Origin of the sequence: Geobacillus thermoleovorans (assembly GCF_001610955.1) — a bacterium.
Classification (GTDB): domain Bacteria; phylum Bacillota; class Bacilli; order Bacillales; family Anoxybacillaceae; genus Geobacillus; species Geobacillus thermoleovorans.
On record NZ_CP014335.1, the window covers coordinates 2025480 to 2050000 of the forward strand.

Sequence of the window (24521 nt, forward strand, 5' to 3'; positions counted from 1 at the left end):
GTCAAACAAAATTGCGTTCTTTGTTTGGCTGATGGGGCATTGGCCGGCGTTGGCCGGATTCGGATCGGCTGCGGCGCGCCGGCCCAGTCATTCTCCTTACTTATTCAAGGCTGCTTTCATTTCTTTTTCCATATTGGCCACAGCTTGTTCGACCGTCAGCTCCCCGGCCAGCGCTTTGGATACGTTAATTTGGATGATTTCCGAAATTTCCGGGTAGTTCGGGACGACCGGGCGCGGCACAGCGGCGTTCAACGCATTGACAAATCCTTCTTCCGCAAAGAACGGATTGGCTTTTAAGACATCCGGATCTTTAAACAATTCGGGAAGCGTTGGCGCTAAACCGCCGTAAATCGCGGAAATTTTTTGCCCCTCCGGCCCCGTCATAAATTTGACAAATTCCCATGCTTCTTTCGGATGTTTCGAATATTTGTTGATCGCGGTCATCCAGCCGCCCAGCGCGGCAGCCGAACCTTTGTCTCCGGCCGGAAGCGGAGCCACGCCGACTTTGCCGACGATTTTCGATTGTTCTTTGTCATTCGCTAGCGCGTATTGATAAGGCCAGTTGCGGATAAACGGCGATTGTCCTTCAATGAACGCGGTATGCGATTCTGGTTCAGTGAATGTGGTGATGTTGCTCGGCACAACATCGGACTTGACGATTTCCACCATTTTCTTCAGCCCTTTGATCGTATCTGGGCTGTTGATCACGACATTCCCGTTTTTATCGACGATTTGCCCGCCATAAGAGGCGATAAATTCAACCGCGTTGCACACCAATCCTTCATATTGTTTGGCCTGCATCAAATAGCCGAATTTCGTGCCGCCTTTTCCTTTCAGTTCTTTGGCCTCTTTTAAGAGTTCATCCCATGTTTTCGGCACTTTGTCCTTTGGCACCAGGTCGGTGCGATAGAACAGCATGCCGGCATCAATGAATTTCGGCATCGCCCATTGCTTGCCATTGAAGTTGCCGGCCGCAAGCGCCCCTTGGTTGTATTTGCCGAGGTCAATGCCGTCTTTCTCAATAAAGCGGTCGAGCGGCAGCGTATAACCCGCTTGAGCAAACTCAGCCGGCCAAATGACGTCGAGATCCATGACATCGATTTCCGACGACTGCGCATTTAACATCGTGACATACGCATCATGCTGCTTCCCGGTGTCAGCCGGCATTTCGCGAAATTCCACATCGATGTTCGGGTGCGTTTTCTCGAACGCTTCGATGATTTTTTCGGTGGCTTTCGTGGAATCTTGGCCGCGGGCATAGACAATTTTCACTTTTTCAGACTGGCTCGTTTTCCCTTCTTCGTTTTTGCTGTCTTTGCCCGTCTGGCTCTCGCTTTGGCCGCCGGAGCATGCCGCGAGCCCCATCGTAAGCGCTAACAAAACAGCCGATGTTTTTAACGTCTTTTTCATCGTCATTCTCCCCCTTTAAATTTTGGATTTGTCAAACACCGCATGGCATCGCGTATAGTGGTTGCTTCGACTGCCCCAATCACCTCCTGGACATGACATCCATTGACTTTTGACTTGGCATCCCCCACTGCTTGTCTATGCATCGATTGTTTGTAATCGATTACATACAAATGGGCGAATCATCCTCGTTTTCGCTTGTCTGTCCTTTTCTCGCCAAAAGCCGAAAAGCGGGCATCGTTTTCCGTTTCTCCTTTTCAATGAAGACAGCCTGTCTATCAGCATCGCGCCCCTTGTCCGCTTTGTCGGCTTATTATGTAATCGATTACAAAACCATCTTACATCGCCGTAAAATCGTTCGTCAAGCCCCCAAATTCTTTTTTTGCCCTATAAACAAAGAACCCCAAGCCGTTTGGCTTGGGATATGCCTCACACCTCCACCGTCTTCCCTTCCTCGACGATATGATAAAGCAAATGGGCTAAATGGTGAATCGGGCCGTATTCCTCTTCGCCATCTTCCGCCATTTCTTCTTCGTCGGCGAATTCAAGGTCGTTTAAGTAAAGCGCCATAAATTCGTAAAAGTCTTTCAGCTCAAAGCCGTAGCACGCGCTCGGGTCTTCGCTGTCTTCTTCGTATTGAAGCATTAAATACGATACCTTGCCTTCGTTGTCCTCGGCGTCAAAAAAGACGAAATAGCCGATGTTCGTGTCAAGGTCAAACAGATGCCGCGTCCCGCCTTCGGTCGCCTTGTCAAAATCCTCTTGGCTCAACTTGCCGACGTTCATCGCTTCGACGTCGTCTTCGCGGTGAAACTGGACCGTAAATGTTTTCATCGTGATTTCCTCCTTAGAAAATGCTTAATGAATACGTTTTTGACAGCCGCTCGAGCAGTTTCACCCCGGTCAAGCTGTTCCCTTTATCATCGAGAGCCGGGCCGAAAACGCCGATGCCGCACCGCCCGGGCACGGCAGCGAGAATGCCGCCCGAGACGCCGCTTTTCGCCGGAATGCCGACTTTGATGGCAAATTCACCTGATGAGTTGTACATGCCGCACGTGACCATGAACGTTTTGCAAATGCGGGCGACATCAAGCGGCATGAGCGGCTCACTCGAATGCGGATCGCGTCCGTCAAGCGCGAGCACCAAGCCGATGCGCGCCAAGTCGATGCACGTCATTTCGATGGCGCACTGTTTCGTGTACAATTCCATCAGCTCTTCGACATCTTCATCAATGATACGATGCTGCTTGAGAAAATAGCAAAGCGAACGATTTAAAAACGCTGTTTCAAATTCGGAGCGGGCCACTTCGTCGGAGTACGAAATGCGTTCGTTGCCAGCGAGACGGCGGACGAACGCTAACAGCCGTTCCAGCCGTTCGGACACCGAGCCGCCTTGAATCATCGACGTGACGACAAGCGCGCCGGCGTTAATCATCGGATTCAGCGGTTTGGCAGGCTTTTCCTCTAATTTGGCAATGGAATGAAACGGATAATCCGTCGGCTCCATGCCGACTTTATGGAACACCTCATCCTCGCCCCGGTCGATGAGCACAAGGGCGAGCGCAATAATTTTGGAAATGCTTTGCAGCGTCACTTTCACCGTCACATCCCCGGCGCTTACCACCTCGTCATCCGGCGTGTAAATGGCGATCGACAGCTCATTCGGGTTCGCCTTGCCTAAGGCGGGGATGTAGTCAGCCACTTTTCCGTAGCGGGCGTACTGCTTCGCTTCTTCGACAAAGCGGACCAGTTCTTCTTGGTTGTACACAAGCATCACCGATGGTTAGTATCGCCTATTTTTTCCGTTTCTATGCCCAAACGCTTCAAACAGCAGAGGTTTCCGACGGGGCTCACCAAGCGGACCGCCGGAAAAACAACTCCTCTTCAAGACGACAGCCTGAACCTGCTGTTTGAACAGCAGCCGTTTTTCTTATTCTTCTTCGGCAAATACGTTTTTCAATTCGATCACAAATCCGGGAAACATGCGAACAGGAATCGTATCATCGCGGACATACATCCCTTGGTGGCGGAATCTCCCTTCTTCGAGCACATAGACATCAATCGTCTCATTCATCGGATCGACAATCCAATATTCTTTCACCCCTGCCCGCTCGTAACGGTGAAATTTGACGATTTTATCCTTGCGCACCGTTGATTTTGAAATAATCTCCACAACGAGATCCGGCACGCCAACAATTCGTTTTTCACGAATTTTGTTTTTGTCGCAGACAACGACAAGATCCGGCTCAACCCATTCGCGAATTTGTTCCGGATCATCTCTCTCCGCCAAACAAACGTCGATCGGAGCGCCAAATACGGTGCATTCTTTCCCCCGCAAATATGTCGCAAATTCCACCAACAATTCACGTTGCACTGCCTGATGTTTCGGCGTCGGAGCGGGAGACATGTTGAAGACTTGGCCGTCAATGACCTCATATCGTACATCTTCGTCGAGCATCATGTATTGCGCATAGGTGAACGGCTGCCCTTTTTCCGGCATCGGCATCAAAACGGCCTCCTTTCCTCTTTTCTTTTTAGTATACTTGAACGCTGCCCGGCAACCTAGCGTTTTCTTTTTTCTCAACAACCTGTTGTAGGCAAGGGAGAACGGTTTCAAGTATAATGAAAAAGAAATGAAAAAGAGGTGAGGAGCATGCAAGAAGCCATCAACATGTCCCCGTCCCCGTCATGGGAACATCAAATCGTTTGCCACAATCTTGTTTCCATGATCAAAGGAAAAAGCCAATGTCAACCGATTTCAAACTTATCCGTGAAACTCGAAAAGAACGGAAAAGTGATGAACGAGTTTATCCAGCCGGATGTCGCTGTCTATTGCGAACGGCCGGAAAAAATCATCGGCGGCTATAAGGGGCGGCCGCTCATCGTCATCGAAGTTGTCAGCCCGTCAACCTACAAAATCGATGTGACGCTGAAAAAAGATTTGTACTGTGCCTACGGAGTGGAAGAATACTGGATCGCCGACCCATACAACAAAACGATCCGTCAGTGCACACTCGAACATGATCGATACGCCGAGACGATCATCGCCTGCGGAGAAACGTTCGATTCTGTTATCGGAACGATTGACACCGCGCTCGTGTTCCAAGGCGTGTAGAAGACGGGAAAACAATTCTTTTCGGCCTATCGGCGGTTTTTGTGGCGGAAGGCGAGTCGATTTTGCAAAGTTTCTCAACTTAAAAAGAGTCTCTGCTGAACAACTCGTTTCCAATCACGAGTTCTTTAGCGGGACATCTTGCATGCTTTGCCGTATAATCAATGGCGAATTCTCTGTCGCAAAAGCAGGGGCGGGTAGACAGAGGAAGATACGTTCAAAGGAGCATGAAAACAGAAAAAAACAGACTTGTCAGCAACAAGGATGCCGCTAGTCTTTCAACGGCATCCTTTTCCAACTCAACGCAAAATTCGCCATTGATTTTGTCCTGCTTTTCTTGTATAATTGGAAATGTCTCACCATCCATTTCGGGATGTAGCTCAGCTTGGTAGAGCACACGCATGGGGTGCGTGGGGTCGCAGGTTCAAATCCTGTCATCCCGATCGAAGGAAACCAGCCGAAAAAACGTTCGGCTGGTTTTTTGTTTTTCTTCCCCCACGTTCCATCAGTTCCATCATTATGATGCTGTTTCCTCCTACGAAATCAGTCCAATCCGCTTCCCCGCCAAAGCGATGCAGTCAACGGCCATATCAATGTCTTCTTCCGTCATCGCGGCGGTGATGGAAAAGCGAATGCGCGCTGTCCCCTCAGGGACGGTCGGCGGCCGGATGGCGACGGCCGCGATGCCAGCTTCTTGCAGCTGCTCGCTCATGGCCACGGCTCGGTCGTTCGGACCGACGATCACGGGAACGATCGGCGTCTCGCTGCCGCCTGTGTCAAACCCAAGCCGCTTCAGCTTGGTGCGGAATCTTTCGCTTAGGGCGTGCAGCCGCTCGCGCCGCTTTGGCTCAGCTTGGACAATATGAATGGCAGCCTCATTGGCGGCAAGGACCGATGGCGGCAAGGCGGTTGTAAAAATCAAGCTGCGGGCGCTGTTGATCAAATAGTCGACCAGCCACGGCTCTCCCGTTACATACGCTCCGAAGCTGCCGAGCGCTTTGCTGAAGGTGCCGATGGCGATCACATCCTCTTCCTTCTCAAGCCCGAAATGGTGAAGCAGCCCTTCACCGTTCGGTCCGAACACGCCGCCGCTGTGCGCTTCGTCAACGAGCAAAACGGCACGGTAACGCCGCTTCAACTCAACCAGCTCCTCGAGTGGCGCCATATCGCCGTCCATGCTGAAGACGGCATCGGTGACGATCCATTTCCGCTTCGCGGGCGGAGATTGCTTCAACAATGATTCCAGCTGATCGATGTCATGATGTCGATAGCGGAAACAGGCGGCTTTGCTCAAGCGGATGCCATCAATTAAACTCGCATGGTTCAACTTATCGCTAAAGACAAGATCATCTCGGCCAATTAAAGCTGTCAACACGCCGATGTTGGCCGTGTAGCCGCTGTTGAAAATAAGAGCCGCCTCTGCTTTTTTCCACTGTTTCAACGCGGCTTCCGCCCGCTCATAGAGCGGATGATTGCCGACGACGAGCCGCGACGCGCCCGCTCCGGCCCCATATGCCCTCATCGCCTCGCAGCCCGCTTCGATGAGCCGCCTATCATCCGCCAACCCTAAATAATTATTGGACGCTAAATTCAACATCGGCTTTCCGTTCAGGATGACCGTAGCGCCTGAAGCCTCTGCCCGGCGCAGCTGGCGTTTTTGCGCTTTTTGTTCCCATTCGTGCAGTTTGACGGTCAGTTCGGTTTTCATCCCTATCCCCCTTTTATGTAAACCGTTCATAAAAAATAGTTTACATTAAAATCCGCAAATCGGCTAGGAAAAGATGATCAGTTTCGTTTATTGATTATTTAGCACATGGTTCTGTGAATTATTCATTTCCACCCTCGACCGCATGCATAGTCAAATCGCAAAAATGTCATACTATACGTGTTATCGGCAAAAAGGAGGTGTTGGAAATGGATGTCCGTCGGGCGCAAGAAATCGCGTCGTCGCCGGTGATGGCAAACGTCACGTACAACGGCCAGCGCATTTACATTGAGCATGTCGACCAGCAAAAAGGTGTAGCAACGATTCACCCGCTTGACAACCCGAATCAAAAGCAAAGCGTGCCGGTCGCAAGCTTAGAGGAGCATTCGTAACGAAAAAAGCGAGAGAAAGGACGCGTCCTTTCTCCCGCTTTTTGATTTAATCGGCCGTCAGCTCTTCCCGTTGCTTGTAGGCCTCTTGCACCGTTTGTTCCTTCATCGCTGCTCGGCCTGCCGTCCGGGCATCAGCGGTGCGGACAGATTTGTCGTTGCGCTTGTTGTTCGCTTTTCTCTCCATCTCGATTCCTCCTTCGTCTCTAGCATGCCCTGAATGACAAGAGGTTACTATCGCGAAGGAGCAAAAGAGCACTGCCCGATCGGACGGCTTATGAAACGATCTTATCCTTTTTCTAACAACTCGATCCGATTGTGAAACGGATCGCGAAAGGAAAACCGCTTCACCCCTGGAATCGGTTTTTCGTCTTGCGTCACGACGCCTTGTGATTCCAAATAGCGGCGCGCGGCTTCGACATCTTCCACTTCAAACGCCGGGTGGCTTTTGCTGTTATAGCCGTCGCGGTTTTCTGCTCCGATATGGAGCTCGATATCGCCGACTTTGTACCAAAGTCCACCGTTTCCTTTCAGCGATTCCGGCTTTTCGATTTCTTGAAAACCAAGCACACCGGTGTAAAAGGCGCGCGCTTCGTCTTCGGCGCCAAACGGAATGCAAATTTGCACATGGTCAAGCCGTTTTACACGAATCATCGTTCCTCTCCTCCCTGTTCGAATGCCGGTTTGATCCGGCGGATGAACGAAACCGCAGCAACCGCCCAAATGAGCAGCACTCCCTCGACCACCCAAATGTTTTTGACCACTTTCGCTTGATAAAGCGCGGGCAAGACGTCCATCGCCGTGTGAAGCAAAATCGCGTACAGGACATAACGGAACTGCCGCTGGCGCACGCCGAGCAAAACGAGGAGCGACAGCGCCACGTGCACCGCCAAAGCAAACAGCCGTTCCAAGCCGCCTAACACGTACATCGCAAACGGCGTGTGCAACACTTGCTCCTTGATCAGCTCCGCCTGTCCTGCCGGAAGCGATGGGGCGATCGTTTTGTCGAATGATCCGGATTGAATCAGGCTCGCAAGCAAGATGACGTTGACCGCGCCAACCACCCCGAGCAATACCGCTTCCGTCCCGCCGTGCCCAAGCCCGAATGATAAACCATCGCCATATCCGCGATGTTGCTTTAGCAGCCAACGGAACCCGACATAGCGGCCAAGTTCTTCAAACACGCCAGCGGCAAGCGCCGCGTACAGGACAAAGAGCCAAACGCTGCCTGTTCCTTTTAACGCCGGCCGGCCCGGTTCGAGCACAGCGATGTGCAGCGCTTTTTCCAATACTTGTGAGAAAACGAGAAACACAACTGCCCCGACGCCGAGCGCTTTCCATGAAAGCCATCCTTTTTTTCTTCCGTACCATGCGAGACCAACTGGAACAAACAATGAAATGGCGAGCTGCACCGCCGCACCGATCACTCCCACGTCCTCTCCCCCTCCCGCTTATTTAGGAACGGTTGCGCTGTTCTTGCTGCTCATAAAGAAACGATCGAACGATGAGATACAAATTGCCGACAACGATGATGACGACAAACAAAACAGCCCTCATCTCTCCGCGCCAAAACGCGGTGAGCATCGACAAAATCCCCATCGCGGTAAATACTTTGCCGCCAAGACGGTGCGTTTTATGCCAAACCGTCTCACTCGCTAATGTCCACGGTGTGCGAATGCCAGTCAACTACCCCCACTTCGCTAACGCTTGAAGTGGGGGCTTGCAACTCCCCAGAAGTGCGAGCGGACTTCGTCCTCCTTCCTTGACTTGGGGTTGCATTAGGGGCCGGTTGACAACTACCCAACGACGCAGGTCATGCCTGTGTCGTTCCTTCAACGATGTACTCTATTCCTTTTCGTTGAAGGTTCATAGCACCAATGCGGTCATCGTTTGAGGTGTATCCGCATGTTCGGCAACAAAAGGTGTGTGTACGCTTGTTTCGATTGGCTTTTTCCGTATGACCACACTTTGGACATGTCAAAGAGGTGTAATGCGGAGCAACCACCATCACTTTTGACCCATGCAAACGTGCCTTATACTCTAACATTTGACGGAACTGATAGAACGCCCACGATACGGTTTCATATCGGTCATGGATACGTACACGTTCTGTTTTTTCACGAATGCCTGTTAAATCTTCTAATACAAAAAGGGTACGTTCTCCATATTGACGAACGAGTGCCTTCGTGACAGCATGGTTCACATCCGTCATCCAACGGTTTTCTCGTTGTCCGATTGTTTTCAACTTCCGACGCGCAGAAGCCGTCCCTTTTTGCTGGAGGGTTTTTCGCATTCGTTTGTACTTGGCACGCATATGCTTGATTTTTCGTCCGTTAAAAAAGATCGTTTTCCCTTGCGAATCATAAGCTGTTGCAAGAAAGTTAACACCCACATCGACACCGACCACCTGGCGGATGTTGTGTTCATCCACGGTTGGAATTGTTTTGGTCATGGGGATGTGCAAAAAGAATTTGTTATGCTTGTAGACGAGTTTGGCTGTGCCAAACGTCCATGAGCCATCAAAATATTGTTCCATGCCTTTTGGTTCGAATGGCACTTTGATTCGTCCTTCTAGTGTATTGACAGAAAATAACCCTTGAACAATGGAGTAATCTCGATTCCAAACGAGGTCATATTCAGGCTTTTTAAAGCGAACCAATGTCCATTCATGACCATTGCTTTTTAGGGAACGGTATCTAGCGATCACCGTTTTAATCACAGATTGCGCCATTTGCGAACGCAAAGCGTAGTTTGATCGAAGTAGACGATAGGTCATGTCGTGTAACTTGGCTTGTGCAAGCACTTTTGTGTCAAAAATCACAACAGACACAGCGTTGCACGCTTGTCGATAAGCGGAAAGGGTGGCTTTCAATACTTCTGCTTGTTCCGCTGTTGGGTAAATTTTGATTTTGGCTGTTAACGTCATGTCCATTTGTCTCACCTCTCTTTCACTAAATATATTTTTTAGTGATACAAAAACACAAAAAAGCGATTCCTCCCCCACTTACTCCCTTTGGTCGTTGAAGTGGGGGTCTCCTCGCCAAAGACGATGAAAAAAACCTTTTTAGTTGCTCGATGCATTCTGCCTCTGTCTCGCCATCGGCGTCAATTTGCCCTGTATACTGGTAATGAATGTCTACGCCCCCAAGCTCTTCTGGAGAAACGCGCTGCCCGTTGGCCAATTCAAGCATGCGCGGCCCAGCGATCGCCATGCATGTCCCCTTCAGCTGCGTGACAAAGTCGCAGCTGACCGCCGTCCATGTCGGCCCACCGTAGCTGTCCCCCAAAATCGCCGCCATCGTCGGCACTTTCCGGTGGTGGGTGAGCAGCTCGCGTGGAAACAATTTGTCGCTGATCCCGTCCGACCCCATCCCGTCCGGCATGCGCAACCCGCCGCCTTCATGGAGGAAAAACATCGGCAAGCCATTGCGCACAGCCAACGCATGCATTTGCCGCGACTTGCGCAAATGAACGCTCCCCTCCGTTCCAGCAAGCACCGTTTTATCCCCGGCGATGATGACCGCCGGGCGGCCATTCACTTTACCGATGCCGGCGACGAGCCCGTCTCCATACGTCGTTTCTTCCAAACCGGGTTGGTCGGACGCGTTCAGCTGTCCGAACTCGACAAAAGTTTTGGCATCCACAAGCAGGTCGATCCGCTCTCTGGCCGTCAGGAGCCCTTTCGCGTGCTGCTTGGCGATTTTCTCTTCTCCGCCGCCTAGCGCGGCGCGCGCTTTTTTCGCCATCAGTTCGTCTGTTAATTGCCGCAAATGTTTCATCGCGATCCCCCTTTGGCAGAAAAAGGCGGGGCGGCCCGCATCAAACCCCGCCGCTATGTTATTCTCTTGGCAGCAGCTTTCGCAATACTTTGCCTGACGGCGTCGCCGGCAATTCATCAATGAACTCGATATAACGCGGATACTTGAACGCCGCCATATGCGTTTTCGCCCATTCGATCAAGTCAGACGGCGCCACCCTTCCTTTGTACGAATCATGGAGAACGACAAACGCTTTCGGCACTTCCCCTTTCATCGGGTCAGGCACGCCGATGACCGCACATTGCTTGACGGCCGGATGTTCGTTCAACAGTGCCTCGACGTCTTCCGGAAAGACGCTGTAGCCGGACACTTTAATCATTTCTTTCAACCGCCCTTGGAAATACAAATAGCCGTCTTCATCGACATACCCGATATCGCCAGTGTACACCCACCCATCTTTCAGCGTCTCGCTCGTCGCGTCATCGCGGCGGAAGTAGCCTTGAAAAACCCCCGGATTTTTGACGACAATTTCCCCCGACTGTCCGGGCCCAAGCTCCCGTTTCGTTTCCGGATCGATGATGCGAATGTCCGTCTCATACGTCGGGATGCCGCACGAGCCAAATTTCACACGGTCATCCGGCATAAACGTGTCACACGTATGCGTCTCGCTCAGCCCGTAGGCGGCTTCGTACAACAGGCAGCCGCCGGTCGCTTCCGCCCACCGCTCGGCAAGGTCTTTCGTCACCGGCAGACCGAAGCTCGTCGCCAAGTTGCGTTTTAAACTTGACAAGTCGGCAGAGGTGGTTGACAGCACTTGCAAAATGGCCGCATTCATCGGCGCGATGCTGTACCATGCCGTGACTTTGTACGTTTCGATGGCTTTGATCGTCGCCATCGGATCAAAGCGGGTAAACAGCACGCATGGATGTCCCGTGTACACCGGCGTATTCAGTCCCATCACCATGCCGGCAATATGGCAAAGCGGGGAATGGGCCATAAGCTGTTCGCGTTTTTCCGTCAGCCGGTTCGCCTGGGCGGATGCGGCCGTCTTAAATAGCGCATTGCCATAGGTGAGCATCGCTCCTTTCGGCCGACCGGTCGTACCCGATGTAAAAATGATCAACCCGACATCGTTCCATAAGTCAATAGAAGCGGTCTCATCAAGCGGCGGATAGGCGGCGATGATGGCCGCAAAATCGTCCGCGGCGCTCATCGCCTCTTTCGGTTGCACAAGCTCGGCGCAAAGCGGGATGCCCCCTGCCGGATCGGCGTAATCGCCGTAGTGGCACGTTACGATAAACGACAGAGGCGCCGTTTGTTGTTCAGCTTGTTGAATGCGGGATAATCCTTCTTCCCCAGCGATGATGCCGACAAGCGGCACTTCAGCGAAAAAATAGGCGAGCTCCGATTCCCGGTACATCGGGTTGAGCGGGACGACGACGCCGCCTAACTGCTGGATGGCGAAGTGGGCGATGATGTATTGCGGACAGTTTTGCATGTACAAGGCGACATAGCTCCCTTTCCTCACCCCTTTTTCCTGCAAATAGCGGGCAAACCGGCGGACGTGATCCAGCAATGTTCCCCAAGTGACCACCTTGTTGTAGAAGATGTACGCCGGCTCGTTTTCCTCGCGTTCGCCGCGATGGCGCAAATAATGATAGAGCGGCTGTTCGCCGAGCACATAGTGGAGCTTCTTCGGCAATCTGCTCGGCCAATACGGGGGCGTTTGGTTCACCTGTTTCACCATCCTTCGACAGAATACTGAATGGTCAGTATTTTTCGCTTAGAAAACGCTTTCTCCCAATTGTTCATGTCCTCTGCTTCATCCATATGAAATAATTTCGCCGTCATTCGCCGATTTCCTTTTTTGAACGACCCATCATTTTCGCCGCCCTGACAAACGGCCGCCCCCTTCCACGTTGGAGAAGGAGCAGCCGTTAGGAAAAGGAGGAAAGCCGGAGCAGCTTACGCGGCTTGACGGCGGTCATTTATGCGCTGCGGCCGGGCGATGTGGACGATGCGTTTTATCCGTCCACCAATGGCGGAGATATGGCAGCACCCAATGATCGAAACCGTAGCGTCCGGCATTGGCTCCGGCGACGAGGATGAAGACGGTGAGCAGCACCATTTGCGGGTTCGTGCTCGTCGTGCCCGAGAACATGAAGGCGAAGTTCATGACAGCTCCCATGAGTGCGGCAAAAGTCGTAAACAATCCGAGAATGAGCGCGATCCCGACGAGAAATTCACCCCATGGCACGAGGAAGTTGAACAATCCGACATTCGGCAGTGCTACGTTTTCGATAAAGCCCGCCCACCAGCTTTGCACAGCCGGGTGTTCGCCCGTGGCATTCGCCAGCGCCCCTTTTAAAAATCCTGAGGCATCAAAACCGTTCGTCAGTTTTTCCCACCCCGCCGTCATCCATTCATACCCTAAATACAACCTTAACACCACCATCAACGCCGACGCCGTGATGTGTTCGCGCAACCATTTGACAACCATTTTGTTCCTCCCCTTTCATTTTGGAAGATCTTCCTTACACTTTTATCGTACTCCTTTTTCCGCTAAATGAAATGGATTTGTTCACTATTTCACAATATGTTCGAAAAGTTGTGGCGAAATGGCGAATTGCTGCTGCTCGCAAAATATAAACGACCCCCGCGTTTCATGAGGGGGCAACAGCGGCCGTCGAAGCAGTACGGGTGGACGTTGAACGGCTGGCCATTCCGTACCGTTCATTGCCCGCTGCCAGTTACGTCACCGTCAGTGTTAGAGCCGCCATAACCATCCCGTAGCCGGATGAACACGCTAAGACGCTTTTTTTCCCTTGCCAATCAGGCGCTTTACCGAGCTAAACAAAACGGGCGCAACCGAGTAGAAGTGGCCTGCTTTGTTCATGAGTGAATCTCCTCCCCTTTTTCTTAGGTGTGCATACAATGGCCATAAACGGTTTGGCGGAAAAAGGGGATGATAATGATGGCCATTATTCGCGGAGACCAATATATCGAGCGAATCGACAACCTTCAATCCAATATATGGATTAACGGCCAACAGGTGAGAGGAAAGTTGTCGGAACACCCGGCCTTCGCCGGCGTAATCCGAAGCCAAGCCCGCTTATATGACGCCCAGCACAATCCAAACAAACAGCCGGTGCTGACGTTCCGCACATCGACGGGGGAACTGGCCGGCGCGGCGTTTTTGCGGCCGACGACAAAAGACGATCTCGAACACCGGCGCCTGGCGTTCCAAGAATGGGCGCGCTTGACAGCGGGGATGATGGGTCGATCTCCCGACTACATGAACACCGCCGTGATGGCGCTCGCTTCCGCGGCCGACTTTTTCGGACAGCAGCACCCGTCCTACGCCGAACATATCGAACGCCTCTATGAGCGGGCGATCAACAACGACTTGTCGTTTACCCATACGTTTGTCAATCCGCAAGTGAACCGTTCCCTCGGCTATATGGAAGAAGACGGCGAGCCGATCGCCGCCAAAGTGATCCGCGAAACGACAGACGGACTCGTCATCAAAGGCGCGCGCCTGCTCGCCACCCAAGGCGGCATGACTGACGAACTTCTCGTTTTGCCAGCCGGCGGGACGCTTCTTGGCGATGAATACATGTACGCGTTTTCGATTCCGAGCAACACGCCGGGGTTGAAGTTCATCTGCCGCCCTTCTTTTGCTGCTGGCGCCTCTTCGTTTGACGCCCCGCTCAGCGCGCACTTTGATGAAATCGACGCCATTGTTGTATTTGACGATGTGCTCGTTCCATGGGATCGGGTATTTTTCTACAAAGACGCATGGGTGGCCAAAGAACTAGATGAAGAAACCCATTTGGCGATCATGCTGCTGCACCAAGTGCTGGCGCGGCGCATCGTGAAAACCGAGTTTTTCCTTGGAACGGTGGAGCTGCTCAGCGAGGCCATCCAAATTGGCGGATACCAGCATGTGCAAGAAAAAATCGGGGAAATCGCCGCCGCCCTTGAAGCGCTTCGGGCGATGCTTCTCGCTGCCGAGCTCCAAGCGAAACCGGACCGGCGCGGCACCATGGTGCCCGATCCTGCCCCGCTTTACGCCGCTGCCTTTTTATACCCGCGCTTGTACCCGCGTTTTGTCGACATCGTTCAGCTGCTTGGCGCCAGCGGGCTTGTTTGTCTGCCAACGGAAGCGGATTTCTCCTCTCCGCTCCGCCCGGATTTGGAGCGGTATTTGCAGGCAGCGACGCTTCCGGCCGAACAGCGGGTGCAGCTATTCCGCTTCGCCTGGGATTTGGCGATGAGCGCCTTCGGGACGCGGCAGACGCTGTACGAACGGTTTTTCTTCGGCGATCCGGCCCGGTTTGCGACAACCTTTTACCATCGTTACGACCGGGAGGCATGCGCCCAAATGGTGCGACGGTTTTTGGACAGCGAACAACGTTGACAAAACGGCAACCAACACAGCACCAGGCCGGCATAAACGCCCGCCTTTTCTTCAAAGAGGCTGGATATCATCAAGCGTTCCGTCTAGAAAAAAGGTGTCCCGCCTCTTTCGGGACACCCTCATGCTAACGCATTGACGTGATCGATCACATCGTCCGCTGACGATCAGGAAACAACAAGCTGAACAGCACCCCGGCCGCCAGCGCAATGGCAAACGTCGTAAACCGTGAACTGATGATAGCCTCAAGCGGCGAGGAAATCCAGATGACCGTGCTGACAAAACCGGCAAGGATCGTGGCGATGGCGCCGATTCCGGAATATCTTTTCCAGAAGAAAGAAAGCAAAATCGCCGGCGACAGCGTGCAGCCGATTCCAGCCCACGCCCAGCTGACAATGAAATACACAAGCGATTCGGATGTCATCGCCAGCACCAAGCCAAGCAACCCGGCGATGACCACCACCGCGCGGGAAAGGGCGACAAGCTGCCTTTCCGACAGGCGGAGGCGCAGCGAGCGGCGGACAATATCTTCGCTGATGGAGCTCGTGATCACCAGCAGCTGCGAATCGGCCGTTGTCACGATGGCGGCCAAAATGCCGGATAACAGCAGCCCGGCCAACCATGGCGGCAACAAGTCCAACACCATTTTCGGCAGCACGGTCTCGATATCGGTGAATGATTGTCCTTGGTAAAGGGCAATCGCCGCAAGGCCGATCAAAAACGCTCCGCCATACGCCAATAATGTCCAAACGATCGCCACTGTTTTGGCCGTTTTCGCCTCGCGGGCGTCTTTCAACGCCATGAAGCGGACGCTCAGTTGCGGCTGTCCGCCAAGATAGCCGAAAAACCAGGCAAAATTGTTAAACAGCAATAGCCCGAGCGCAAATCCAGTGACTCCCCCCGTCCATGAATCGAGGCCCGGTTTTGCGTGATGGAGCGCTTCACTGATCGACAAGCCACCACTGTAAATTTCCACCACTGCCACGATAGGCAAAATCACGAGCGTCGCCAGCATGAGCACACTTTGAATCATATCCGTCCAGACGACGCTGACAAATCCGCCGGTGTATGACAAGATAATGACAATCGCCACGCTGATGACCATGCCAAGCGCTGGGTCGATATGGAAAACGGTAAACAATGTCTTGCCCGCTCCGGCAATTTGTGCGCTGAAATAAAACATCATAAAGCTAAAAATAAGGACGGTCGCAAGCCATAAAATCGTTTGCCCATGCGCGCCGAACCGTTTCGCTAAATAGCCGGGCAAGGTCAGCGCACCGTACCGCTCCGCCTCTTGGCGAAACCGGTCAGCCAAAAAAAGCCAGGCGCCGATAATGCCGATCACAATGCCCACCGCCACCCAAATCGCGGAAAGACCGCTCGCAAACACAAACCCCGTGTAGCCAAGCAACAGCCACGCCGATTCCCCCGTCGCCCGTTCGGAAAACGCGAGCGCCCAACCGGGAAGTTTTTTTCCGCCAAGCAAAAAGTCGGAATGGCTCATCTCCTTTTTCCCATACCAATAGCCAAGCGCTGCCATCACAAGACAATACAGCACGAGTTCCGCCAAGATGATGCCATTCATTGTTTCTCCCCCTCGCTATATTGTTCGCCTCACGACACCACCGCCCACCGTTTCCCCCGTAAAAAAACCGACATTGCCATCGAACGAAGACGACAATGCCGGTGCAGCCAATAAAAGTGCAGCTTCATGACTTATTTATTTCATTACTACCATTATGACGATAAGAAGCGATTTATGCCGGTTTGCTTTTTTAAATCCTAACTCAACTCGTTGTCACCTTTCTTTTCCTTAGGCAGTCATCACGTTTCGTTGTTCAAAAAGTTGCGAAACGCATCGTCATGTAATAAAGTGGACTTGACACCAAAAAAAGGAGTGAACGATATGGATCGCTGGGAAAACGAGTTACACAAATACGCTGAATTGGCCGTGAAAGTCGGCGTCAACATTCAGCCTGGGCAAACGCTGTTCGTCAACGCCCCGCTCGAGGCGGCGCCGCTCGTCCGCAAAATCGCCAAAACCGCGTACGAAACCGGGGCGAAACACGTGTATGTCGAGTGGAACGACGAGGCGCTTACTTACATTAAATTTCACTACGCCCCAGAGGAAGCGTTTTCCGAGTATCCGATGTGGCGGGCGAGAGCGATGGAAGAACTCGCCGAACAAGGCGCTGCCTTTTTATCCATTTACGCCCCGAACCCGGACTTATTGAAAGATGTTGATCCGAAGCGGATCGCCACCGCCAATAAAACGGCCGCCCAAGCGCTCGCCAACTACCGGAGCGCCATTATGGCCGATCGGAACTGCTGGTCGCTCATTTCCGTCCCCACACCGGCGTGGGCGCAAAAAGTATTTGGCGATCTGCGTGATGAAGAAGCCATCGACAAATTATGGGAAGCGATTTTCCGCATCACCCGCATCGACCAAGACGATCCGATCGCTGCCTGGCGCGAACATAACGATCGGCTCGCCCGCATCGTCGATTACTTAAACAACAAGCAATACAAACAGCTCGTTTACGAAGCGCCCGGCACCAATCTCACGGTCGAACTCGTCGACGGGCACGTCTGGCACGGCGGCGCGGCGACGAGTCAAAGCGGCGTGCGCTTCAATCCCAACATCCCGACCGAAGAAGTGTTTACCATGCCGCATAAAGACGGCGTCAACGGCACGGTGCGCAACACGAAGCCGCTCAATTACAACGGCAACGTGATCGATGGGTTTACGCTCACGTTCAAAGACGGTCAAGTCGTCGACTTCAGCGCCGAACAAGGATATGAGACGCTTAAGCATTTGCTTGACACCGATGACGGGGCGCGCCGCCTCGGGGAAGTCGCCCTCGTGCCGCACCAATCGCCGGTGTCGCTGTCCAATCTCATTTTTTACAACACGCTGTTTGACGAAAACGCCGCTTGCCATTTGGCGCTCGGCAAGGCGTATCCGACCAATATCGAGAACGGCGCTTCATTGTCCAAAGACGAACTCGACCGTCGCGGCGTCAACGACAGCCTCGTCCACGTCGACTTTATGATCGGCTCAGCTGATCTGAACATTGACGGCGTGACGAAAGACGGGAAGCGAGAGCCGATTTTCCGCAGCGGCAACTGGGCATTCGAACTGGCGTAATCGGTTTCGCCAGCTCTAAACAATAAGGCTGCGCCAAACGAGCGGCCAGACCCGACCGTTGGCGCAGCCTTATTCCGTTCAAGCACGGTTTCACACGGAACGATCAGACCGAACCGATGGGGTTGTTTTCATCCTGCCGCAAGTGCACAGCGGCAGATGCCGCCTGCGCCAGCTGCTCGCATTGCCGCAAACGAATGCCAAAGAGCACGAGCGGGTCGCGGTACGCCTCAGGGTTTTTGCGCATATGTTTGAGCTCGCCTTCCTGGGCAGCGATCTCCAGCTCCAGCCGTTTCAACGTTTCATCGAGCGCCGTCAATGGCGCATGGAAAAATTGAGTGACATCACGCTCAAGCGATTTGGCAAACCATTCAAACGGCAGCAACAACTGCTGGATGATCGCCTCCACCACCTCAGCGTAATCTTGCGTCTGGATCAACTGCTTATACTTTTGCGCCAGCATCGCCTTGTTTTGCGCAAAGGCACCGAGCAGTTTGCCCGCCCCTTTCAACAGCAGCTGGCTTGGCGTTCTCCGCAAGAAAACGTTCACCTTGTCAATTTGCACCCCGTTGATCAACCGATCCGTATCGCGCCGCCAATCGGCGAGAAGGCGAAAATCGCATTCGAGCTTGAGCCGTTCCTGGCCGAACATGGCGTTAAACCCTTCGCCCATTTCATGCAAAAACACCTGGCATTCGTTGAATTCGTCTTCCGTCGCTGCAATCCACTGTTCCATGGCGCGGCGCAGCTTTGGCAGCGCCTCTTCATCAAGGTAAGCGCGAAGCCGTTCGTTCGCTTTGTCGTTCAGTTCAAGATGCAAGCGGGAAAAATCCCTGTCTTCGCTCACAAGATCCGCCATGCTGCGCAACAGATCGGGAATCGCCGTCAACAGCTCGCCCCGCATTTCCGCCAAGACGGTGTGGAACGACTTTGCCGTTTTGGCCGTTTTCTCCTCTTGCAGGTCGCCAAGCTGATGAATGGCGCCGCTGAGTTTGGCCGCCATTTCTTTTTTCCATACGACCAGCTCCGCCAGTCGACTTTCCGCCTCGGCTCGCTGCCGGAACAAATGAGCGATGAACTGGCGGATCGTCGTTAAAATCGCTTCCTCGCGGCGGACAGGGGACACGCATCGGCGCATCTCCTCAAGCCAGCCGACGAGGGCTTGCTGCTGCTTGCGGCTTGGCGCATGCGGCGAATAGACCATGACATTGGCCTCCGGAACGATCGTACGAACGTGCGCTTCCACTTCCTCAACGATTCTCGCCGTCTCCTCTTCATCCACCATCCCGTCGCCCGGAGGAAGCAAAACGTACATCGGCGCAGACGGCGCCCGCTCGCGAAGCTGCAGCATCAACTGTTCATCGGCGCTAGAAAACGGATCCTCGCCGTTGAGAAGAAAAAGAATGCTGTCAGCAAGCGAAAACGACACAAGCGCTTCATGGTCGGATGAAGCGCGCCCGCCGAGCGGGCCGATATCCAACAAGACAATCCCTTGCGGCACGAGTGAAAACGGCGCCGTGCATTCAATGACAGCGTCATCGGAGAATCGGCTTCCGCGGCCGCCCGTTGCCTGTTGAAATTCGTCAATGCTCGAAAAAACGGTAAACTGGTCGTCGCTGATTTTCGCGACTTCCATCTCCCCGCCGTTTCTCCACGCAAGCACCGGCGCAGATGGCGCCGCCAACGCTGCCTCGCCGACCAACGTCCGCAAAAACGCCAACCGCTCATGGCGCGACGCCCCAGCGACCAAAACGAAATGCGTCCGCGAATCAGACAGCTGCCGCACGAACCAGCGGAAGCGGAAATGCGAGCCCGCCCGCTGCTCTTCCGCCCAATCGGCAATTTCTTCAAATAGCGACACACCCGCTTCCCCAGCTTGCCGTTTCGCATGGACGAGCCGCTTAGCGGCGTCGTTGACCGTCTCTTCTTCAAACGCCTCAGGAAATTTCTCACTCCACGCCAACAAGGCAGCCGCGGCCACCGCTGTCTCCGGACCGTCGGCTAAACTCACCCAGCTTTTGACAAGCGGTGGCACCACTTCCACCAACTCTTTCAATCGGTACGGGCCTTTCATCAATCCTGCATAGGCTTCCCCTAAAAGGCCAGGAATTCGCTTCCAGTCGTAGTCGCGGCCGATCGACAACTCATCATAGAGGCGATTCCACTCCGCGAGCCACGAAAAATAGAGGTCACCATCCCGATAACCGTTCCATAGCGCCTGCACAAGCCGTTCAAACTTCACCCGATCCGTTTCGTACAACAGCGCCAGGCAGCGTGAAAACCGCGCAGGCGCCATCGTTCGCGCATGTCCTTGTTCCACATAACCGGTCAAGATGTCCGCCCAGCGGCGCGCCGACGTCCGCACCGCCTCTCCTAAAGCAAGCTCGACGGCGCTTTCCCAATCACCTTGCTCCTCGAAAAAGGCGCGCGCCCATTCGGTCATGTTCGGATAATCCGGATACAACGTCACACCGCGCTTAATCATATCATCCGCTTTCGCGTTTTCCCCCAACTCACGGTAGAGCGAAAACAGGCGCAAAATGATTTCCGCATGCAACGTTTCGCTTTCCGTCTCAATCGAACGGTACAGCTCCTCGGCCAGCTCGAGCCGTCCAAGCTCATAGTAGCTGTCGGCGATATTTTTTTGCGCCCACGGGCGCAAATCGTCGTGATGGACTTGTTCCCATTTCAAGATCGCCGCTTCGTAGTCGCGGCGGTGGAAATACACTTCCCCTTGGGCAAAGCGAATCGACGACAAATCAGCGCCATCCCGATGCGCCGTGAAAAACATATCGCCAAGCGCGCTGACAACGTCGCGTTCCCCCGCCTCGACGAGCGTCTCGTAAAATGTTTTATGAACAAGTTGCTGTTCAAACCCCATGTCGATCACCTGACTCGTATATTTGCCATGCATGTTCATTGTATGGCACGTTTTCTAATTTTATTTCTATCCTATACATTTTAACAAACTTTCGCCGCCATGAACGTTTCAATTTGTTTTCATTTGCGAGACAAAATTCGACCCAATATGCGATGAGGCCAACCAAAGGAACTTTCAATGGTGGTTACGGCCACGAACCACTTTGTTCTTTTACGTCTACAAATGCTAAAAAGACGAGGGAAAATAAAAAAGCACGTAACCATTCGAGTAGGTTAAGTGCTTCTCGTCGACAATTTCTTAATCGTTTGATATTTTTCCTCTACTTTGTTCCTCAGCTCTTCTTCTCCGATATACTCATCGTCGTCCTCTCTATGAAGAGGGTTAGGCTCATACCAGTCGCACGCTTCCGAAATATCATCAAACGCGTCGATGTACTTTTCGTCTAAATCTCCATCATCGAAATAAGATGCATATATAGCAGGAAAATCATAAGAAAATTGCTCTGGCGGCAAATTTCCTTCAAGATCGTCTTCGATGCACTGCAACAAATCATCCATCGATTTCCCTCCAATCTTTTTTTGGATTCTTTCTAGAAAGCTGGTGATTTAGTGAAGAAGGTTGATGGCCCACCTATTTTTCAATTAGAGAAACTTTGACAAACGGGCTTGCGATTCTGATCCAACGCCGTTGATTTGCCCGCAACGCCCCGTTTTTCACCGGGCTTCTAGTAACAATACTAACAATTTCGCCAGTATCATTAGCTTGTATGACAGCTATACCGTCTTTAAAATACACCGTTGTTCGCATATCTAGCGTGGCCAAAAGTATGGGAAATTCAAACAGAACACAATCAAGTAATCGTATTGATCGAGGTATCTTTTGATGCCAAAAATTATATCATATGTAGCAACGTTTTAAAGGCTCTATATCCAAAGCTTATACCAAATCCAATCAAAGAAATCCCTGCAGCAACAGATAACCATTTTAGCCACTTTTGACTTATCATTTTTCTTCCCAAATGTACAGAGAGTGCTACTGTAAAATCCCATAATGCGATCCCCAGAAATATCGCACTACTTTTAGCAAGTGCATGATACCTTTCAATAGAATTCAATTCCATCGCTAATACAGATCCATAGATGCTAACCCAAAAAACAATATTTCTACTCTCACATCATAGACGAGAAGGAACAAAAAGAATCGCGGCAGGTAGATCAAACCATGATGGAACTCTATAATGCCCTGTGATCACCGTGCAAAATTCGTGCAAAATTTTTTCGGATCCTATCGTTTTTTTCGGGATTCCCAAAAAATGAAAAACGACCGCAAACGCGATCGTATCAAGGGTTTTGAGGATTTTAACCGGAACGAATCGTATGTAAGTGGCGTCCCAGGAGAGAACTCGAACTCCCGACCGACGGCTTAGGGCCGATGCCCCTTCCTCTACAAGCTTACTCGAAGAAGATGGATGCGTCGGGGCAACTCGCAGTTGTTTCAAAGAAGCTATTGCTCGTTGCTCTATCCTGCTGAGCTGCTGGGACATCATCAACAGGACACCCCAACATTCCCGCTGCCCCTTCCTCTACAAGCCGATTCGAAGAAGCCCGATGCGTCGGGGCAACTCGCAGTTGTTTCAAAGAAGCTATTGCTCGTTGCTCTATCCTGCTGAGCTGCTGGGACATCATCGACAGAACACTCCAATATTCCCGCTGCCCCTTCCTCTACAAGCTTACTCGAAGAAGATGGATGCGTCGGGGCAACTCGCAGTTGTTTCAAAGAAGCTATTGCTCGTTGCTCTATCCTGCTGAGCTGCTGGGACATCATCGACAGAACACTCCAATATTCCCACTGTCGGCTCTTATAACCAAATAAAAAATTCCCCTCTCGCACATGGAATCAATCTTCTTTCCTGGCGATCGGAGAACTTCGTTCCAGCGCCTTTTGCGCGTTCTTTTTGTATGGAAATGGCGTCCCAGGAGAGACTCGAACTCCCGACCGACGGCTTAGAAGGCCGCTGCTCTATCCTACTGAGCTACTGGGACATAGTAATCATGATGACACTCTCATTATTCCGCTGCCCCTTCCTCTACAAGCCGATTCGAAGAAGCCCGATGCGTCGGGGCAACTCGCAGTTGTTTCAAAGAAGCTATTGCTCGTTGCTCTATCCTACTGAGCTGCTGGGACATAATCAACAGGACACCCCAACATTCCCGCTGTCCCTTCCTCTACAAGCCTACTCAAGGAAGCTTGGTGCATCAGGACAACTCGTAGCCATTTCGAAGATGACTTTGCTCGTTGCCCTATCCAGCTGAGCTGCTGGAACAATATCCATACGATATTCACGATAAAATAAAGGAAAGCGGGTGATGGGAATCGAACCCACGACTTCAGCTTGGGAAGCTGAGGTTTTACCATTAAACTACACCCGCATGATCAATATCATTAGGACTTGTCTTAGAAACGACTGCAATAAAAATATAATCGCTAATTGTTTTTTTTGTCAATATCTTTTTTTGAAGTTAGTTAATAAACGCGCTCGAGAGGATTCGAACCCCTAACCTTCTGATCCGTAGTCAGATGCTCTATCCAATTGAGCTACGAGCGCATGATGGAAAAGCGGAAGACGGGACTCGAACCCGCGACCCCCACCTTGGCAAGGTGGTGTTCTACCACTGAACTACTTCCGCATCATGAGAAGAATTCATTCCTTCAAAACTAGATAACCGTCGGAAGAAGCCGCTTATAGGTCAAGCCCTCGATCGATTAGTATCCGTCAGCTCCACGTGTCGCCACGCTTCCACCTCGGACCTATCGACCTCGTCATCTTCGAGGGATCTTACCCGCTTTGCGCGGTGGGAAATCTCATCTTGAGGGGGGCTTCACGCTTAGATGCTTTCAGCGCTTATCCCGTCCGCACATAGCTACCCAGCGGTGCCCCTGGCGGGACAACTGGTACACCAGCGGTGCGTCCATCCCGGTCCTCTCGTACTAAGGACAGCTCCTCTCAAATTTCCTCCGCCCGCGACGGATAGGGACCGAACTGTCTCACGACGTTCTGAACCCAGCTCGCGTACCGCTTTAATGGGCGAACAGCCCAACCCTTGGGACCGACTACAGCCCCAGGATGCGATGAGCCGACATCGAGGTGCCAAACCTCCCCGTCGATGTGGACTCTTGGGGGAGATCAGCCTGTTATCCCCGGGGTAGCTTTTATCCGTTGAGCGATGGCCCTTCCATGCGGAACCACCGGATCACTAAGCCCGACTTTCGTCCCTGCTCGACCTGTCCGTCTCGCAGTCAAGCTCCCTTGTGCCTTTGCACTCTCCGAATGATTTCCAACCATTCTGAGGGAACCTTTGGGCGCCTCCGTTACCTTTTGGGAGGCGACCGCCCCAGTCAAACTGCCCACCTGACACTGTCTCCCACCCCGCTAAGGGGTGCGGGTTAGAATTTCAATACCGCCAGGGTGGTATCCCACCGTCGCCTCCACCGAAGCTGGCGCTCCGGCTTCCCAGGCTCCCACCTATCCTGTACAAGCGATACCAAAATTCCATATCAGGCTGCAGTAAAGCTCCACGGGGTCTTTCCGTCCTGTCGCGGGTAACCTGCATCTTCACAGGTAGTATAATTTCACCGGGTCTCTCGTTGAGACAGCGCCCAAGTCGTTACACCTTTCGTGCGGGTCGGAACTTACCCGACAAGGAATT

General features: G+C 52.5%; 19 protein-coding genes, 5 tRNA genes, 1 rRNA gene and 2 pseudogenes (1 of these 27 only partly in view). 5 read left to right on the forward strand and 22 right to left on the reverse strand.

The features are described from left to right. Window positions 1–96: 96 nt before the first annotated feature. From GT3570_RS10075 to GT3570_RS10090, 4 genes are all read right to left on the reverse strand, one after another. Window positions 97–1410 (reverse strand): ABC transporter substrate-binding protein, encoded by a 1314-nt coding sequence (locus GT3570_RS10075; RefSeq protein ID WP_208854670.1) that lies wholly within the window; start codon window positions 1408–1410, stop codon window positions 97–99. 426 nt (window positions 1411–1836) lie between these two features. After that, complete coding sequence (locus GT3570_RS10080; RefSeq protein ID WP_011231609.1) at window positions 1837–2241, reverse strand: hypothetical protein; 405 nt, start codon at window positions 2239–2241, stop codon at window positions 1837–1839. A 13-nt stretch (window positions 2242–2254) separates the two neighbouring features. Beyond that, on the reverse strand, window positions 2255–3181 hold the full coding sequence (glsA, locus tag GT3570_RS10085) for a glutaminase A (RefSeq protein ID WP_011231610.1): 927 nt from the start codon (window positions 3179–3181) through the stop codon (window positions 2255–2257). Window positions 3182–3337: 156 nt separating this feature from the next. Then, window positions 3338–3913 (reverse strand): Uma2 family endonuclease, encoded by a 576-nt coding sequence (locus GT3570_RS10090; protein ID WP_014196157.1) that lies wholly within the window; start codon window positions 3911–3913, stop codon window positions 3338–3340. Window positions 3914–4060: 147 nt separating this feature from the next. On the opposite strand from GT3570_RS10090, the gene GT3570_RS10095 reads away from it, so the two are divergent. Further along, a complete protein-coding gene (locus GT3570_RS10095) occupies window positions 4061–4522 on the forward strand; it encodes a Uma2 family endonuclease (RefSeq protein ID WP_023633430.1) in 462 nt (153 codons plus the stop codon). A 366-nt stretch (window positions 4523–4888) separates the two neighbouring features. Next, window positions 4889–4962, forward strand: a tRNA-Pro gene (locus tag GT3570_RS10100). A 92-nt stretch (window positions 4963–5054) separates the two neighbouring features. On the opposite strand, the gene bioF is transcribed toward GT3570_RS10100, so the two are convergent. Further along, window positions 5055–6227 (reverse strand): 8-amino-7-oxononanoate synthase, encoded by a 1173-nt coding sequence (bioF, locus tag GT3570_RS10105; RefSeq protein WP_011231613.1) that lies wholly within the window; start codon window positions 6225–6227, stop codon window positions 5055–5057. A gap of 206 nt (window positions 6228–6433) precedes the next feature. Between bioF and GT3570_RS10110 the strand changes: the two genes are divergently transcribed. Then, window positions 6434–6616 carry a small acid-soluble spore protein H gene (locus tag GT3570_RS10110; protein WP_011231614.1) on the forward strand — a complete coding sequence of 61 codons (183 nt, stop codon included), beginning with the start codon at window positions 6434–6436 and terminating at the stop codon, window positions 6614–6616. A gap of 46 nt (window positions 6617–6662) precedes the next feature. On the opposite strand, the gene GT3570_RS18740 is transcribed toward GT3570_RS10110, so the two are convergent. From GT3570_RS18740 to GT3570_RS10145, 8 genes and pseudogenes are all read right to left on the reverse strand, one after another. Continuing rightward, a complete protein-coding gene (locus GT3570_RS18740) occupies window positions 6663–6800 on the reverse strand; it encodes a hypothetical protein (protein WP_011231615.1) in 138 nt (45 codons plus the stop codon). Between the two features lie 101 nt (window positions 6801–6901). After that, a complete protein-coding gene (locus GT3570_RS10115; protein WP_014196160.1) occupies window positions 6902–7267 on the reverse strand; it encodes a VOC family protein in 366 nt (121 codons plus the stop codon). Further along, a complete protein-coding gene (locus GT3570_RS10120; protein ID WP_062898744.1) occupies window positions 7264–8046 on the reverse strand; it encodes a YhfC family intramembrane metalloprotease in 783 nt (260 codons plus the stop codon). Before GT3570_RS10120 ends, GT3570_RS10115 begins: the two co-directional genes overlap by 4 nt. A gap of 22 nt (window positions 8047–8068) precedes the next feature. After that, window positions 8069–8293 (reverse strand): annotated as a pseudogene (locus GT3570_RS10125) (SdpI family protein); the annotation flags it as partial. A 133-nt stretch (window positions 8294–8426) separates the two neighbouring features. Further along, window positions 8427–9545, reverse strand: coding sequence for an RNA-guided endonuclease InsQ/TnpB family protein (locus tag GT3570_RS10130; RefSeq protein ID WP_025039413.1), 1119 nt, complete (start codon window positions 9543–9545; stop codon window positions 8427–8429). A gap of 85 nt (window positions 9546–9630) precedes the next feature. Next, window positions 9631–10392, reverse strand: a pseudogene (locus tag GT3570_RS10135) (carboxyl transferase domain-containing protein); the annotation flags it as partial. A 58-nt stretch (window positions 10393–10450) separates the two neighbouring features. Continuing rightward, window positions 10451–12118, reverse strand: coding sequence for an AMP-binding protein (locus tag GT3570_RS10140; RefSeq protein WP_020279268.1), 1668 nt, complete (start codon window positions 12116–12118; stop codon window positions 10451–10453). A gap of 237 nt (window positions 12119–12355) precedes the next feature. Then, the gene (locus GT3570_RS10145; RefSeq protein ID WP_011231622.1) at window positions 12356–12871 is read right to left on the reverse strand and encodes a DoxX family protein; all 516 of its coding nucleotides are present in this window, start codon (window positions 12869–12871) and stop codon (window positions 12356–12358) included. Window positions 12872–13345: 474 nt separating this feature from the next. On the opposite strand from GT3570_RS10145, the gene hpaB reads away from it, so the two are divergent. Next, on the forward strand, window positions 13346–14791 hold the full coding sequence (gene hpaB, locus GT3570_RS10150) for a 4-hydroxyphenylacetate 3-monooxygenase, oxygenase component (RefSeq protein WP_023634327.1): 1446 nt from the start codon (window positions 13346–13348) through the stop codon (window positions 14789–14791). Between the two features lie 145 nt (window positions 14792–14936). Here the strand turns inward: hpaB and GT3570_RS10155 are convergent, their stop codons facing one another. Beyond that, window positions 14937–16373, reverse strand: a complete 1437-nt coding sequence (locus tag GT3570_RS10155; protein WP_062898745.1) for a sodium/proline symporter — start codon at window positions 16371–16373, stop codon at window positions 14937–14939. A 321-nt stretch (window positions 16374–16694) separates the two neighbouring features. Between GT3570_RS10155 and GT3570_RS10160 the strand changes: the two genes are divergently transcribed. Continuing rightward, complete coding sequence (locus GT3570_RS10160; RefSeq protein ID WP_023634329.1) at window positions 16695–17936, forward strand: aminopeptidase; 1242 nt, start codon at window positions 16695–16697, stop codon at window positions 17934–17936. Between the two features lie 103 nt (window positions 17937–18039). On the opposite strand, the gene GT3570_RS10165 is transcribed toward GT3570_RS10160, so the two are convergent. The 8 genes from GT3570_RS10165 to GT3570_RS10200 all read right to left on the reverse strand — a co-directional run. Continuing rightward, window positions 18040–20853 (reverse strand): tetratricopeptide repeat protein, encoded by a 2814-nt coding sequence (locus GT3570_RS10165; RefSeq protein ID WP_062898746.1) that lies wholly within the window; start codon window positions 20851–20853, stop codon window positions 18040–18042. 233 nt (window positions 20854–21086) lie between these two features. After that, window positions 21087–21371, reverse strand: coding sequence for a hypothetical protein (locus GT3570_RS10170; RefSeq protein ID WP_014196167.1), 285 nt, complete (start codon window positions 21369–21371; stop codon window positions 21087–21089). Window positions 21372–21706: 335 nt separating this feature from the next. Beyond that, window positions 21707–21973: a LysE family transporter gene (locus GT3570_RS18000; protein WP_223812650.1), complete on the reverse strand. Its 267-nt coding sequence runs from the start codon at window positions 21971–21973 to the stop codon at window positions 21707–21709. Window positions 21974–22779: 806 nt separating this feature from the next. Beyond that, window positions 22780–22856, reverse strand: a tRNA-Arg gene (locus GT3570_RS10180). A 316-nt stretch (window positions 22857–23172) separates the two neighbouring features. After that, window positions 23173–23243, reverse strand: a tRNA-Gly gene (locus tag GT3570_RS10185). Window positions 23244–23345: 102 nt separating this feature from the next. Continuing rightward, a tRNA-Arg gene (locus tag GT3570_RS10190) sits at window positions 23346–23419 on the reverse strand. 10 nt (window positions 23420–23429) lie between these two features. Continuing rightward, window positions 23430–23501 (reverse strand) — tRNA-Gly (locus GT3570_RS10195). Between the two features lie 56 nt (window positions 23502–23557). Next, window positions 23558–24521: ribosomal RNA gene (locus GT3570_RS10200) — 23S ribosomal RNA — on the reverse strand; it runs 1966 nt beyond the window's last position.

Bases quoted from the DNA above. Each gene is read 5' to 3' on its own strand.
- GT3570_RS10075 (WP_208854670.1), bottom strand. From the start codon at position 1,410: ATGAAAAAGACGTTAAAAACATCGGCTGTTTTGTTAGCGCTTACGATG.
- GT3570_RS10080 (WP_011231609.1), bottom strand. From the start codon at position 2,241: ATGAAAACATTTACGGTCCAGTTTCACCGCGAAGACGACGTCGAAGCG.
- glsA (WP_011231610.1), bottom strand. From the start codon at position 3,181: ATGCTTGTGTACAACCAAGAAGAACTGGTCCGCTTTGTCGAAGAAGCG.
- GT3570_RS10090 (WP_014196157.1), bottom strand. From the start codon at position 3,913: ATGCCGATGCCGGAAAAAGGGCAGCCGTTCACCTATGCGCAATACATG.
- GT3570_RS10095 (WP_023633430.1), top strand. From the start codon at position 4,061: ATGCAAGAAGCCATCAACATGTCCCCGTCCCCGTCATGGGAACATCAA.
- bioF (WP_011231613.1), bottom strand. From the start codon at position 6,227: ATGAAAACCGAACTGACCGTCAAACTGCACGAATGGGAACAAAAAGCG.
- GT3570_RS10110 (WP_011231614.1), top strand. From the start codon at position 6,434: ATGGATGTCCGTCGGGCGCAAGAAATCGCGTCGTCGCCGGTGATGGCA.
- GT3570_RS18740 (WP_011231615.1), bottom strand. From the start codon at position 6,800: ATGGAGAGAAAAGCGAACAACAAGCGCAACGACAAATCTGTCCGCACC.
- GT3570_RS10115 (WP_014196160.1), bottom strand. From the start codon at position 7,267: ATGATTCGTGTAAAACGGCTTGACCATGTGCAAATTTGCATTCCGTTT.
- GT3570_RS10130 (WP_025039413.1), bottom strand. From the start codon at position 9,545: ATGGACATGACGTTAACAGCCAAAATCAAAATTTACCCAACAGCGGAA.
- GT3570_RS10140 (WP_020279268.1), bottom strand. From the start codon at position 12,118: ATGGTGAAACAGGTGAACCAAACGCCCCCGTATTGGCCGAGCAGATTG.
- GT3570_RS10145 (WP_011231622.1), bottom strand. From the start codon at position 12,871: ATGGTTGTCAAATGGTTGCGCGAACACATCACGGCGTCGGCGTTGATG.
- hpaB (WP_023634327.1), top strand. From the start codon at position 13,346: ATGGCCATTATTCGCGGAGACCAATATATCGAGCGAATCGACAACCTT.
- GT3570_RS10155 (WP_062898745.1), bottom strand. From the start codon at position 16,373: ATGAATGGCATCATCTTGGCGGAACTCGTGCTGTATTGTCTTGTGATG.
- GT3570_RS10160 (WP_023634329.1), top strand. From the start codon at position 16,695: ATGGATCGCTGGGAAAACGAGTTACACAAATACGCTGAATTGGCCGTG.
- GT3570_RS10165 (WP_062898746.1), bottom strand. From the start codon at position 20,853: ATGAACATGCATGGCAAATATACGAGTCAGGTGATCGACATGGGGTTT.
- GT3570_RS10170 (WP_014196167.1), bottom strand. From the start codon at position 21,371: ATGGATGATTTGTTGCAGTGCATCGAAGACGATCTTGAAGGAAATTTG.